The organism is Amycolatopsis oliviviridis (assembly GCF_014654365.1).
Taxonomy (GTDB): domain Bacteria; phylum Actinomycetota; class Actinomycetes; order Mycobacteriales; family Pseudonocardiaceae; genus Amycolatopsis; species Amycolatopsis oliviviridis.
On the sequence record NZ_BNAY01000003.1, the window covers coordinates 239,868 to 252,481 of the forward strand.

A 12,614-nucleotide genomic window follows, 5' to 3' on the forward strand; every position below is an offset into this window, starting at 1 on the left:
GTCCTCTGGGTGCGGTCGTTGCACGCGCAACGACCGCACCCAGAGGACGAAATGCGGGAGGGATCAGTTACGGGTGAGGGTGAAAGTGCTCGTCTTGTTCCGGATGTCCTCGGAGTTGTCGCTCAGGGTGAGCCCGGTGAACGTCGCCGAGCCGACGGCGGGGCCCTGACCCGGTTCCGGCAGTTCGTTGGCCCAGATCCCGATCCCGGACTTCGCGTCGAACTCGTCACCGCTGCGGTGCGCGCCGGTGATCGACACGTTCGTCAGCGCCGTGTCCTCGACCGGATGCTCCGGACTGTTGCCGGTGTACTTGGTCTGGAACATGATGCCGCTGTACGTCGGGCTCTGGATGTCCACATCGGACACCCGGATACCCCTGAACTCCTTGGACGCGGAGAACATCCAGAGCGCGGGGAACGTCTGCTGCCCCCAGAAATGACCGCCGGCGCGGACCAGCGAGACGTTCTGGACGGTCGTCGGCTGCGGGCCGAACCCGAGGAACGGGTAGCCGAAGTCGAGCGAGCTGATCGTGATCCCCGAGTACGTCAGCGTGTCCGCGATGTACAGGTTCCGGAAGGTGTTGCCGTACCCGCCGTAGATCGCCAGCCCGGCCGCACGCCACGGGAGCAGCACGGTCAGGTTCTCGAACACGTTGTCGTACTGGTTGCCCTGATTCAGATCCGTGGCGGCGAACAGCGCGAAACTGTCGTCACCGGTCGAGCGGGCCTCGTTGTTCGTGACGCGGTTCCCCGTGCTGCCGTTCGTGAAGTTGACGCCGTCGGCGAACATGTCGCGGATCCGCGAGTTCTTCACCGTGGTGTTGTCCACATTGGTCGCCCAGAGCAGGCACATCTGGTGCTCCACCCAGATGTTGTCGATGGTCATGTTCGAGACGTTCGTGAAGTTGAAGACCTTCCCCGGCCCGTCGTTGCGGGAGGTGTAGTTCCCGAACACGGCGAACCCGCCGAACGTCGAACCGCTCGCGCTCGCCTGCGCGTCGAAACCGATGTCGGTGTTCTCCTGCCCGGCGGGCGCGGTGAACTTCGTGAACCACGGCCCGGCGCCGACCACGGTGATCGGCTTGCCGTACACGGTGACCTTGTTCGTCATCGGGTACTGCCCCGGCGGCAGGAAGACGCCGGTGAGGTTCGGGTCCTGGCGGACCTTGTCCAGCGCGGCCTGCACGTCCTGCTGCGTGAACCCGGCCGGGACGGCGTAGCGCGCCGGGTCGGGGTTCGCGGTCGCGGTGGCGAGCTCGAAGTTCACGAAGTCGATCGCGTAGTTCAGGCCGTTGCCCGCGTCCTTCTGCAGCTTGATCTTGTGCCCGGCGGGCACGGTGGTGCCGAGCAGCATGCTGGCCTCGTCGTAGACGTGCCGCGCCGGACCGGCTCCCGGCGAGTTCTGCGGAGAGGCCTCGGGGCCATAAAGCCACGCATGGCGCGAAGTCAGGTCGATGGCCTTGAGGAACGTGCCATCGACGTAGACGTTCAGCGTCGAGTTCTGCCCGCCACCGCCCGCGGCGTCCGGCATCGAGAACCGGGTCACCAGGGTGTTCGTCGCCGCACGAGTGGTGAATTCGACGGAGGAGCCGGTCGAGTTCAGCGTGACGGCCTCGCGGCCCGACGCCTCGCCCGCGAGATCGCCGATCTTCCGGTTCGGGCCGATCACGGACGCGCCGCCGGCGACCACGCCGTCCTCGGCCTCGTACATGTCGTAGGGCATGTTCGCGCCTCGTCCGACGAACAGCGCCTGCGTGCTCGTGTTGTTGGCCTGCTTGGCAGGCAGTTCGTTGGCGTCGTTCGCGACGACCGTCTTCACCGTGTACCGGCCGTTCCCGGCGGTCCAGGTGCCGACGTTCACCGGCGTCGCGGTGGCCCCGGCGGCGATCGCGCCGGTGTACGCGCCGCTGAGCGTCTTGACGACGGCACCGTTCTGATCGGTGATCGTCACCGTGACGCCGTGGGCCCCGCCCGCCGAAGCGACCGTGCCCTGGTTGCGCACCGTCGCGGTGAAGGTCACCGTGTCGCCCGCCGTCGGGTTGTTCGGCGACCACGCGGTGGCCCCGACCAGGTCAGAACTCTGCACCGGGCTGACGACGAGCGCCGTCGAACCGGTGTAGGAGTTGTTGCCCTCGTCCTGCTCGATGACGGCGTTGGCCTCGTCGACCTTCGCGGTGATCTGGTGACTGCCCGCCTCCCGGGCGCCGATGTTCGCCGACACCGTCGCCGAAGCTCCGGCCGCGAGGGCGCCGACCTGGGCGGTGCCTGCCTTCACCGTGCCCAGGTAGAGGTTCACGTTCGTCGCGCCCGAGGCCGCGGTCCCGGCGTTGCGGACGGTCGCCGACACGGTGATCGCGTCGGTCTCCACCGGGTTCTGCGGCGACCAGGACACGCCCGAGACCGTCAGGTCGGGGTTCGGCGCGGGGACGCCGAAGACCTGGAACTCGGCGGCCTGACCGCCGGGGGCACCGGAGTTGGCGGTGATCCGCAGGCGGACGTCGGCGGCGCGGCCGGTGACCGGGATCGTCACGGTGTTGCCGCTCGACGGGGCGAAGGTGTACGTCTGCGCGGGCGCCAGCGCGGTGAACGCCGTCGCGCCCTGATCACGCCCTTCGACCGCGATCGTCTGCGTCCGCTGGCCCCAGGCGGGATCCGGGTTGAGCTTGACCACGACGCGGTCCAGTTCGGCGTTCGACCCGAGTGCCACGGTCAGCAGGTTCGGGTACGCCGCGCCCTCCCAATACGTGGTCACGGAATCGTCGTTCGCGTTGGCCGCGACGTAGGTGTGCTGGACCGAAGACGCCGTGATCTGCTTGCCCAGCGCGAGATTCGTCCCGGCCTGGGTACCGGCCCGGGTCACGGTGCCGCTGCTGGGCGACTGGTTGCCCGCCGCGTCGCGCGCCCGCACGGAATAGGCGACCGTCGCGCTTTCCGGCTGATCGTCGGTGTAGGTCAGGACGTCCCCGGCGACATGGGCGCGAAGCTGCCCGTTGGCGTAGACGTCGTAGCCCGTGACGCCGGTGTTGTCGGTCGACGCCGACCAGCTGAGCCGGATCTTCCCGCTCGACGGCTCGGTGTAGGCGAGGTTCCCCGGCGCGGACGGCGGTTGAGTGTCCCCGCCCGCCGGGCCGTGGACCTCGAACTCCGAGAGCTGCGCGGCGGGCCAGCCGGTGTTGGCGGTGATGTTCAGCCGCACGAAACGGGTGTTCCCGGTGACGTCGAGGGTGACAGTGTTGCCGGTCGCCGGGTCGAAGCGGTGGGCGGCCGACGACGCCAGGTCGCTGAAACTCGTGCCGTTCGCGCTGCCCTGCACCGAGAAGGTCTGGGTGCGGGCCTCCCAGCCGGACGGCAGTTTGAGCACGAGCCTGGCGATGTCCGTGGCCGCGCCGAGATCGGCCTGGACCCACTGCGGGAACTGGTTGTTCGTGCTTTCCCAGTAGGTGGCCTGGTTGCCGTCTCCGACGTTGGCGACGGCGTAGCCGGCCAGCTGACTACTGGCGGTGTACGTCGCGTCGGCGGCTTCGACGGCGGCGGCGGTCACGGAGGCGGCTGGGGCCGGGGTCCCGCTCGCCGCGATGGCGGGCGGGGCCAGAAGGAGGGACAGGGCGGCGTACGTCATCGCGCGCGACAGAAGGCGCTTCGTTCTCATGACATTCCTCTGCTCCGGTGCGGGGACTGAGCGGAATCTTCCTGACTCTTGTCATGTTCTTGCGCTGAAATGTCCAAGAATTACAGCCCATGGCCCGCGTCAAGTCAACGCCCGGCCTTAAATCGCGTGACCGGCCGGAAACACGCTGCTAACGTCCGGCTGTCCAGGTGCTTCCCGAGAGAAGGAGAACGGCGTGCGCCGAGCTGTCGAGTTCCCCAGTCGTACGGACCTTTCGACAGCCCTGGAGCCGTTCATCCATGACGTACCTGAACCTCGGGATCCTCGCCCATGTCGACGCCGGTAAGACGAGCCTGACGGAGCGCCTGCTCCATCACACCGGTGCCATCGGCACCCTCGGCCGCGTCGACGCCGGGGACACCCGCACCGACACGATGGAGCTGGAACGCCGTCGCGGCATCACCATCCGCTCGGCCGTCGTGTCCTTCCGCGTCGGCGACCTGCGCGTCAACCTGATCGACACCCCGGGCCACCCGGACTTCATCGCCGAGGTCGAACGCGCGCTGCGGGTGCTCGACGGTGTCGTCCTCGTCGTTTCCGCCGTCGAGGGGGTGCAGGCGCAGACCAGGGTGCTCATGCGCGCGCTCGCGCGGCTGCGGATCCCCGTGCTGATCTTCGTCAACAAGGTCGACCGGGCGGGCGCGCGCGACGACGGCCTCCTCGCCGACCTCGCCGAACGCCTCGGCGTCGCGTGCGTGCCGATGTCCGAAGTCGACGGTCTCGGCACGGCGGAGGCGAAGGTCCGGCCGCGCGCGGTATCGCCGTCGTCCAGGCTCGCCGAACAGCTGGCCGAGCACAGCGACGCCTTCCTCGCCGCGTACCTCGAAGACACGGTGACGCCCGAGGACTACCGGGCCGAGGTCGTCCGCCAGACCCGGCTCGGCGTCGTCTCCCCCGTCTTCTTCGGGTCCGCGCGCAGCGGCGAAGGGATCGGCGAGCTGACCTCCGGCATCCGCGAATTCCTTGCGGGAGCGGGGAAACCCGCTCCGGACGGTCGATTACGCGCCTCGGTGTTCAAGGTCGAACGCGGCCGCGCGCACGAGAAGATCGCCTACGTCCGCGTGTTCTCCGGCGAGATCGGCGCACGGGACCACGTCGAGTTCCACCGTCCCGGCCCGGGCGGGACGGTCACGGCGGAAGCGAAAGTGAGCGCGGTCCACGTCTTCGAAGTCGGCGACGAAACCGTCGAGGGCCGCGCGCGGGCCGGGCAGATCGCCAAGGTCACCGGGCTCAAGGAGATCCGGATCGGTGACCGCGTCGGCGTCCCCGACACCGGAGGCGCCTCCACGCAGTTCCCGCCGCCCGCCTTGGAAACCGTGGTCAGTCCCGCGCGGCCCGCGGAGACGCCGTCGGTGTTCGCCGCCCTGCAGGAGCTGGCGGAACAGGATCCGCTGATCACCGTCCGGCAGGACGACGAGACCCGGCGGATCTCGGTGCGGCTCTACGGCGAGGTGCAGAAGGAGATCATCGCGGAGACCCTGGCCGGACAGCACGGCCTCGACGTCGGATTCAGCCTCACCCGGCCCGTTTGCGTCGAACGGCCGACCGGCACGGGCGCTTCGGTGTGGCTCATCACGGAGAATCGGAATCCGCACTTCGCGACGCTCGGCCTGCGCGTCGGCCCCGGCGAACCGGGCTCCGGACTGGCTTTCGGCCTCGACGTCGAACTCGGGTCGCTCCCGCTCGCCTTCCACAAGGCCATCGAGGAGACCGTGGACGCGACACTGCGGCGGGGCCCGTCCGGCCGGGAGGTGATCGACTGCGTGGTGACCGTCACCCACACCGGCTACTTCAGCCCGGTCAGCGCGGCGGGCGACTTCCGCAAGGTCACCCCGCTCGTCCTGGAGGAAGCGCTCCGGGAGGCCGGGACCGAGGTGCTCGAACCGGTCAGCCGCGTGGAGGTGGAACTGCCCGCCGACGCGGTGACCGCGACGCTGTCCAAGCTGGTCGAACGCGGTGGGACCGTCACCGGCTCGGTGGCGCGCGGCGACCGGTCCGAGCTGACGGGCACCCTTCCCGCGGGCGAGGTCGCGCGGTTCGAGCAGCAGCTGCCCGGGCTCACCCGCGGCGAAGGGGCGATGACCGCCGAACCGGCGGGATTCCAGCCGGTTAGTCCGAATCGGTGAATGCCCCGCCAGCCAGAACGAGTACGTTTTGGTGAGGCCGTCCCGACCGGGACGGCCGCGGGAAAGGGACACGATGGATCAGTTTCGCGACACCGCGTCGGCGTTGCGTGAGCTCACCGAGTCGATGCGGCTCGACGAGCCTCGCGACGAGTTGCTGGAACGGGTGGCGAAGAAGGTCGTCGGGCTGCTTCCCGGCGCGGACGCGGCCACGGTCACGCTGTACTCCGACGACGAGCCGAGCACCGTCGCCGCCACCGACGAGTCCCTGTTCCCCCTGGACAAGGCGCAGTACAGCGCGGACGAAGGCCCCTGTCTGAAGGCCGCTGAGAGCGGGACGATCGTCCGGACCCGGCTGGACATCGACGCGGCCGACCGCTGGCCGGAGTTCGCGACCGCCGCCGAACAGCTCGGTGTGCGGACCGCGCTGGCCTGTCCGCTGTTCGTCCCCGACGACTCCCAGCTCAAGCGGCGTTCCAGCGAGCCGCTGTCGGGCGCGCTCAACGTCTGGAGCTACCAGGAGAACGCCTTCGACCCGGTCGAGGCGGCCCTGGTCGCGATGTTCACCTCGGCGATCTCGGCGATAATCCTCACCGCTTCCCGCTGGGCCGCCGCCGAACGACAGGCGGAGACCCTGGTCGCCGCGTTGGAGACCAGGGACGCCATCGCCACCGCGAAGGGAATCGTGATGGCACGTCTGGAACTGAACGCCGAAGACGCCTTCCGGTGGCTCACCGAGGCTTCGCAGCACACGAACCGCAAGATCCGCGAGATCTCGGTGCTGATCGCCGAGGACCCCGGGACCGTTTTCGGGCGCTAGCCCAGGGAGATCCGGCGGCCCTCGCGCGAGGATTCGAGGCCGGCTTCCGCGAGCCGGATGCCCCGCACCCCCGCCATGAAGTCGTAGGGGTGCGGCGCGTCCTCCGCGACGTGGCGGACGAACTGCTCCCACTGGGCGCGGAAACCGTTGCCGAAGTCCTCGTTGTCGGGCACTTCCTGCCACTGCGCGCGATACGACCGCGTCTCGGCCAGATCCGGGTTCCACACCGGCTTCGGGGTGGCCTCCCTCGGCTGGAGGACGCATTTGTGCAGGCCCGCGACCGCGCTGCCCTTGGTGCCGTCGACCTGGAACTCCACGAGTTCGTCGCGGTGGACCCGCACGCACCAGGACGAGTTGAGCTGGGCGATGACGCCGCCTTCGAGCTCGAAGATCGCGTACGCGGAGTCGTCGGCCGTGGCGGTGTACCGCTCACCCTTCTCGTCGACGCGCTCCGGGATGTGCGTGACGGCCTTCGCGGTCACCGCGTTGACCGCGCCGAAAAGGTTCTCCAGCACGTAGTTCCAGTGGCAGAACATGTCGACGACGATGCCGCCGCCGTCCTCGGCGCGATAGTTCCAGCTGGGACGCTGCGCGGCCTGCCAGTCACCTTCGAAGACCCAGTAGCCGAACTCTCCGCGCACGGAGAGGATCTCGCCGAAGAAGCCGCTGTCGATCAGCCGCTTCAGCTTGAGCAGGCCGGGCAGGTACAGCTTGTCGTGGACGACGCCGTTCTTGACCCCGGCCGCCTCCGCGTGCCGCGCCAGCGCGAGCGCGCCTTCGACCGATTCCGCGACCGGCTTCTCGGTGTAGATGTGCTTGCCCGCGTCGATGGCGCGGATGATCGACTTCTCCCGGACGGCGGTCAGCTGCGCGTCGAAGTAGAGCGGGAGGTCGTCGTCGCCGAGGGCGGCGTCGAGGTCGGTGGTCCAGCGGGTCAGCCCGTGCCGGGTGGCGATCTCTTCGAGCTTGTCCGCGTTGCGCCCCACCAGGACCGGCTCCAGCTGGACCCGCGACCCGTCGGCCAGCTCGACCCCGCCCGCCTCCCTGATCGCCAGGACCGAGCGCACCAGGTGCTGCCGATAGCCCATCCGCCCGGTGACGCCGTTCATCACGACGCCGAGTTTCCGCGTGGTCATCCGTTCTCCTTTGAAAGCGCTTTCCTGCCCTCATCCTGAAAGCGCTTTCTCGTACTGTCAAGACCGGTGCGAGGAATGTCCCTCCGGCTCAGGACGCGGGGTCGTAGGCGCGGACGGCGTCGAGGTACTCGGTGATGGCGTCCCGGTTGCGGAGCAGGCATTCGGCGCGCCTGGTCATCCGGTCGCGTTCGGCCTCCAGGGTTTCGAGCATCTCCCTGGTCGCGTCCGGGAAGTAGATCTGCCGGGGTTTGTCCAGGCACGGCAGGATCTGCTTGATGATGCGGGTCGGCAGCCCGGCGTCGAGCAGGCCGCGGACCTGGATGACCCTGTCGACCGACGGCTCGTCGTAGTCTCGGTAGCCATTGGCCTGCCGCTGCGAGATGATGAGCCCCTGCTCCTCGTAGTACCGCAGCAGCCGGCGCGACGTCCCCGTCCGCTCCGACAGCTCCCCGATCCGCATGTGCGCCACCTCACCCCGGTCGACTTGACCTTCACATGTATGTGATGGTTCGAGCATACGGACCATGACTCCGAAACTCCCCCTCGGCGCACTGCTCGCGCTGACCACGGCGGCGTTCGTCACCGTCCTCACCGAAGCCCTGCCCGCAGGCGTGCTGCCCGCGATGAGCTCAGGACTCGGCGTCGGCGAAGCGGCGACAGGCCAGCTGGTGACGGTGTACGCGATCGGCACCGCCCTCACCGCGATCCCGCTGTCCGCCGCGACGGCGGGCTGGCGGCGCAAACGCTTGCTCCTGGCCGGAGTGGCCGGTTTCGCCGTCGCCAACACGGTCACCGCGCTGTCCACGAACTACCCGTTGACCCTCGGCGCGCGGTTCGTCGCCGGGATCGCGGCGGGCGTGGTCTGGGCGCTGCTGACCGGGTACGCCCGGCGGCTGGCGCCGGAACCGGTGCGGGGCAAGGCGATCGCCGTCGTGATGACCGGGATCCCGCTCGCGCTCTCGCTCGGCATCCCCGCGGGCACGTTCCTGGGCGGCGTCTTCGGCTGGCAGGTGACGTTCGCGATCATGTCGCTGCTCGCGCTCGGCCTGCTCGGCTGGATCGCGCTGGCCGTCCCCGATTTCCCGGGACAGGACAAGGGCGGCAGGCTTCCGGTGCGGCGGAGCCTCGCCGTGCCCGGTGTGGCCGCCGTCCTGTTCGTGACGCTGACCTTCGTGCTGGCGCACAACATCCTCTACACCTACATCGCCACCTTCCTCGGACACGTGTCGATGGGCGGCTCGGTCGAGGAGATCCTGCTGGTGTTCGGTGTGGCGTCGATGGTCAGCATCTGGTTCGTCGGCGTGCTCATCGACCGGCGGCTGCGCGCGCTGACCGTCGCGGGCACCCTTCTCGTGGCCCTCGGGGCGACGATCTTGGCTCTGCTGGGGGAAAATCCGGTGCTGGTCTATGTCGCGGTGACACTGTGGGGTCTCGGCTGGGGCGGCGTCCCGACGCTGCTGCAGACAGCCGCCGCGCAGGCGGGCGACAAGGGCGGTGCGGCCGATATCGCGCAGGCCATGCTGGTCACCCTGTGGAACGCGGCGATGGCGGGCGGCGGGATCGCCGGTGGCGTCCTCCTCGACGGCTTCGGTGCCGGGTCCTTCCCCTGGGGTGTCCTGGTGCTGCTGGTGCCGACACTGGCCGTGGTGCTGGTGGCGCGGCGGCACGGCTTCACAGTGGCAGCTCGGGATGACTCCGGATCGCTTCGAGAACCAGGTCGACAGCGGCGCGAGGCGCGGACCCGCGCCTGATCGCGGCGGTGATGGAGCGGTTGACCGGCGTCGCGAGCTCGCGGGTGGCGACGCGGTAGCGCTTGTCGACGGCGAGGCCGGGCAGGAGCGCGATCGCGAGCCCGGCCTCGACGTGCTGCAAGGTCATCATGTAGTTGCTGAACCTGGCGACCACACGCGGCTCGAAACCCGCTTCGCGGCAGAGCCGGGTGGCGAGGTTCGCCATGTACGACTGGGGGATGTCGAACACCCAGGGCTCGCTCGCGTAGGCGGCGAGATCGGCGGGGCCCCGGCCGGCGGCCGGATGGCCGGGCGGGACGACGAGCACGATCGGGTCGGTCGCGAGCGGCACGAGGTCGATGTCCGGCCCCAGCGGCTGTTCGACGAAGTCCGTGGTGGTGACGATGACGTCGGCGTCGCCGACACGGAGCGCGGGCATGCTGACGTGCGGTTCGAGTTCCAGCAGTTCGATGTCCAGCTGCGGATGCGAGCGGGCCAGCCGGGTCACCGCGGGGACGGCGATCGTGTGGATCGCGCTCTGGAAGGCGCCGAGGCGGACGAGGCCGGCCGGTGCCTCGCCGAGACCGCGCAACTCGGCCTCGACGGTGTCCATGTGGTCGAGGATCGCCCGCGCGCGGCGGGCCAGCATCAGCCCGGCGGGGGTCAGCCGGACACGGCGGCCGGTGCGTTCCAGCAGCTGCGTGCGTGTTTCGGCCTCGAGGACCGCGAGCTGCTGGGAAACGCTGGAGGCGCTCAGATTGGCCGCCTTCGCCACCGCGCGGACGGTGCCGAGCGTGTCCAGCCGGCTCAGCAGGCTGAGCCTCCACGGGTTGAGCATGACGTCCATTGTTGTACGGATCAGCCGAACAGCACAGCCGGAATCGTGAGATGGACGTGTCGCTCGGATCCGCTTTACCGTCGAGGCATGGCTGCTCCGACCACCGACCTGTCCACCGCCGACCGTTTCTGGGCCGACGCCGACCGGCACCTCGTGCGCTACGCCGGGGCCGGCGACTTCACCCGCGAGATCATCGACCACGCCGCCGGGAGCTACCTGTTCACCGAGTCCGGGCGGCGGATCCTCGACTTCACGTCCGGGCAGATGAGCGCGATCCTCGGGCATTCGCATCCCGAGATCGTCGAGACCGTCCGGCGGCAGATCGGCTCGCTCGACCATCTGTTCAGCGGGATGCTGAGCCGTCCCGTCGTCGACCTCGCGCGGCGGCTGGCCGAGACTTTGCCGTCACCGCTGGAAAAGGCGTTGCTGCTGACCACCGGCGCCGAGTCGAACGAGGCCGCCATCCGGATGGCGAAACTGGTGACGGGGAAGCACGAGATCGTGTCGTTCGCCCGGTCTTGGCACGGGATGACGCAAGCCGCGGCGAACGCGACCTACAGCGCGGGCCGCAAGGGCTACGGTCCGGCCTCGCCGGGCAACTTCGCCATCCCGGCGCCGAATTCCTACCGGCCGGACTTCCTGACCGCGGACGGGGGACTGGACTGGCGGCGTCAGCTGGACTTCGGGTTCGAGATGATCGACGCCCAGTCCGTCGGCAGTCTCGCGGCGTGCGTCGTCGAACCGATCCTCAGCTCCGGCGGGATCATCGAGCCGCCGGTGGGCTATTTCGCCGCCCTGCGTGAGAAATGCCGCGAACGCGGGATGCTGCTGATCCTCGACGAGGCGCAGACCGGCTTGTGCCGCACGGGAAACTGGTACGCCTTCGAACGCGACGGCGTCGTCCCCGACATCCTGACGCTGTCCAAGACGCTCGGCGCGGGACTCCCGCTGGCGGCGGTGATCACGAGCGCCGAGATCGAGCAGGAGGCGCACGATCGCGGCTACCTGTTCTTCACCACGCACGTCGCGGACCCGCTGGTGGCTGCCGTCGGGAACACGGTGCTCGACGTCCTCACCCGCGACCGCCTCGACGAACGCGCGACCGAACTGGGCGCGTTCCTCCGCCGCGGGCTCGACAACATCGCCGGCCGTCATGACGTCGTCGGCGACATCCGCGGACGCGGTCTGCTGGTCGGCGTGGAACTCGTCGCCGACCGTGCCACGAAGCGGAGCTCCGACGAACTGGGCGCGCTGGTCACGCGGCGCTGTCTCGAACTGGGGCTGCACATGAACATCGTGCAGTTGCCGGGGATGGGCGGGGTCTTCCGGATCGCTCCCCCGCTGACGGCCACCGAGGACGAGCTGGCGGAAGGACTGGCTGTGCTGGACCAGGCGATCGGGGACGCTGGCAGGTGAGGGACTCGTGAGTGGTAAGTGTCGTTAGAACGGCACTTACCACTCACGACCCACCCGACCGACCACCGACTTGCCACTCACGACCCCGAACTCCCGAAGCAACCGAGCCACCTCGCCCGGCCGCTCCAAGAACGGCGAGTGACCGACGCCTTCCACGACCTCCACCCGCGCCCCCACCGCCGAATACCGGGCGAAAGTCTTGTCACAGTCGTAAAACCGGTCCCGCCGCCCGAGGATCACCAAGCACGGCAACCCCAGCTCCGCCACCTGCGCGTCCAGAGGACGAAACGCGAGTCGCCGCGCGCGGTCCACGAGCACCACCCGGGCCATCGACGGCGCGGTGACGGCGTGATCGGCCAAGTCCTGCAAGGGATCGCCGAACCAGCTCACCCGGCGGAACCGGGAGGCGAACCGGATCCACCGCTGGCGGGCCAGCAGCCGCACGAGCGCGCTGGCCATCGGCAGCAGAACCGTGCTACCGGGCGGAAAGGACGCGTAGCTGTAGTCCGGGGCCTGCCCGATCAGCACCAAAGCCTTGACACGCGGCGAAATCTCGGCCAGCGCGAGGGCGACGTCGGCACCGAAGGAATGACCGGCGACCAGAACGTCTTCGACGCCCAGTGCTTCGAGGACACCCGCCACCATGCGCGCCTGCGACACCGGGTCGAGACCGGAAGAACCGCCGGTGCACCCGTGTCCCAGCAGATCCACCCGGATCACGCGGTGCGCCGCGGCCAGGCCGAGGGTGAGCCGGTCGAACCAGTGCACCGATCCGCAATACCCGTGCAGCAACAGGATCGGCGGTCCGGCGCCGTCCTGGCGGACATGGACGGGCACACCGTTCACGTCGAGGATGTCGCCGATGGGAGCACGCTGCACGCCCCC

The 12,614-nt window shown here is 69.3% G+C and carries 9 protein-coding genes; 4 read left to right on the top strand and 5 right to left on the bottom strand.

The genetic code is table 11. The features are described from left to right. Positions 1–63: 63 nt before the first annotated feature. Positions 64–3,648, bottom strand: a complete 3,585-nt coding sequence (locus IE302_RS14205) for a discoidin domain-containing protein (RefSeq protein ID WP_191254997.1) — start codon at positions 3,646–3,648, stop codon at positions 64–66. 257 nt (positions 3,649–3,905) lie between these two features. Between IE302_RS14205 and IE302_RS14210 the strand changes: the two genes are divergently transcribed. Together IE302_RS14210 and IE302_RS14215 are read left to right on the top strand one after the other, a co-directional pair. Then, positions 3,906–5,792, top strand: coding sequence for an elongation factor G (locus IE302_RS14210; protein WP_191254998.1), 1,887 nt, complete (start codon positions 3,906–3,908; stop codon positions 5,790–5,792). Between the two features lie 73 nt (positions 5,793–5,865). After that, entirely contained in the window at positions 5,866–6,609 is a 744-nt protein-coding gene (locus IE302_RS14215) for a GAF and ANTAR domain-containing protein (RefSeq protein ID WP_191254999.1), read from the top strand. Here IE302_RS14215 and IE302_RS14220 read toward each other — a convergent pair. Both IE302_RS14220 and IE302_RS14225 read right to left on the bottom strand, forming a co-directional pair. After that, the gene (locus tag IE302_RS14220; protein WP_191255000.1) at positions 6,606–7,745 is read right to left on the bottom strand and encodes a Gfo/Idh/MocA family protein; all 1,140 of its coding nucleotides are present in this window, start codon (positions 7,743–7,745) and stop codon (positions 6,606–6,608) included. The genes IE302_RS14215 and IE302_RS14220 overlap by 4 nt on opposite strands. A gap of 88 nt (positions 7,746–7,833) precedes the next feature. After that, the gene (locus IE302_RS14225; RefSeq protein WP_191255001.1) at positions 7,834–8,205 is read right to left on the bottom strand and encodes a MerR family transcriptional regulator; all 372 of its coding nucleotides are present in this window, start codon (positions 8,203–8,205) and stop codon (positions 7,834–7,836) included. Positions 8,206–8,269: 64 nt separating this feature from the next. On the opposite strand from IE302_RS14225, the gene IE302_RS14230 reads away from it, so the two are divergent. Next, positions 8,270–9,496 (top strand): MFS transporter, encoded by a 1,227-nt coding sequence (locus tag IE302_RS14230; RefSeq protein ID WP_191255002.1) that lies wholly within the window; start codon positions 8,270–8,272, stop codon positions 9,494–9,496. Here the strand turns inward: IE302_RS14230 and IE302_RS14235 are convergent. Further along, the gene (locus IE302_RS14235) at positions 9,417–10,313 is read right to left on the bottom strand and encodes a LysR family transcriptional regulator (protein ID WP_191255003.1); all 897 of its coding nucleotides are present in this window, start codon (positions 10,311–10,313) and stop codon (positions 9,417–9,419) included. The two genes, IE302_RS14230 and IE302_RS14235, sit on opposite strands and share 80 nt — an antisense overlap. 87 nt (positions 10,314–10,400) lie before the next feature. Here IE302_RS14235 and IE302_RS14240 point away from each other — a divergent pair, with 87 nt between their 5' ends. Next, positions 10,401–11,729 (top strand): aspartate aminotransferase family protein, encoded by a 1,329-nt coding sequence (locus IE302_RS14240; protein ID WP_191255004.1) that lies wholly within the window; start codon positions 10,401–10,403, stop codon positions 11,727–11,729. 36 nt (positions 11,730–11,765) lie between these two features. Here the strand turns inward: IE302_RS14240 and IE302_RS14245 are convergent, their stop codons facing one another. Next, positions 11,766–12,608, bottom strand: a complete 843-nt coding sequence (locus tag IE302_RS14245) for an alpha/beta fold hydrolase (protein ID WP_191255005.1) — start codon at positions 12,606–12,608, stop codon at positions 11,766–11,768. Positions 12,609–12,614: the final 6 nt, after the last annotated feature.